Genomic DNA, 1,048 nt, shown 5'->3' on the forward strand with positions numbered 1-1,048 from the left:
CCCGGCGGGTGGGTCAGCTGCTTCAGGTGGTCCTTCCAGTTCACCCACGGCTGCCCGCCGGACGTCACTTCGACGGCCTCGGCGTGGGTGAGGCCGAGGCCGCCGACGTGGCGTCCGGCGGCGAGGGCGGTGAACTGGCGGCGCACGCCGTTGGTGCCCGCGGCCTCGCGGACGCACACCGACCACGGGCCGCGGATGAGCTGCTTGGTGTCGGGCAGCGAGTCGGGCGCGCCGACGATCCCGATCATCGGGCCGCGCTCGAAGTGCGCCAGCGACTTGCGGGAGACCGTCCGGCGCTCGACCTTGTCCTGGTTGAGCGCGAGCATCGCCGAGGCGTAGTTGGCGACCGGGAACATCTTGCGCGTGTTCGCGTCGTAGATGTACTTGGTCCCGGTCTCCTTCTCGATGATGAGCTTGCCGGGCTGGTCGAGGCCCTTCGCGCCGCCGGGCGCGAGCACGCCCCAGATGCCGAAGACGGCGGCGACCACGAGCGCGACCATGACGCCGGCGAACGCGCCGACCGCGTGCCGGCGCATCGGGGACTCGGCGATGTCGGGCTCGCCCTGCAGCAGCGCGAGCCCGACCCGCTGGGTCATCAGCCGGTGGGCCTGGTAGAGGTCGCGGCGGTTCTGCATCGCGGCGTCACCCCGCCAGGCCGCGGATGCGGCCGTAGACGTCCAGCGCGGCCAGGGCCAGCGGGATCAGCGAGATGACGACGATGACGTCGAGGATGTCCCCGGCCCGGCCCCAGAACGGGGACGGCCGGTGGTTCGGCAGCCAGATCGAGACGCCGACGACGACGCCGACCACGATGAGCAGCGGCAGCACCCCGGTCGCGAGCATCACCAGCTGCGAGTCGCCGCGCCAGGCGGTGCCGATCTCCAGCAGCCCGAGGCCGGTGAAGCCGGCGACCAGCATCCAGGACCGCTGCGTGACGCCGCGGAAGACCCGGCTGCGCAGCAGCAGGGACACCGACATCGCGCCGATCGTCGCGGCGGGCGCCCAGCCGGGCGCGGTGGCGAGGAAGACCATCCCGCCGACGGCCGAC

General features: G+C 73.0%; 1 protein-coding gene and 1 pseudogene. Both read right to left on the reverse strand.

Going from position 1 to position 1,048, the window contains the following annotated elements; genetic code table 11:
- On the reverse strand, positions 1-635 hold a 635-nt coding region (locus tag AB0J52_RS42035), incomplete at its 3' end, for a type VII secretion protein EccB (protein WP_500188908.1).
- A gap of 7 nt (positions 636-642) precedes the next feature.
- Positions 643-1,048: pseudogene (locus AB0J52_RS42040) on the reverse strand (type VII secretion integral membrane protein EccD); the annotation flags it as partial.

This window comes from Spirillospora sp. NPDC049652, from assembly GCF_040675125.1.
GTDB lineage: Bacteria > Actinomycetota > Actinomycetes > Streptosporangiales > Streptosporangiaceae > Spirillospora.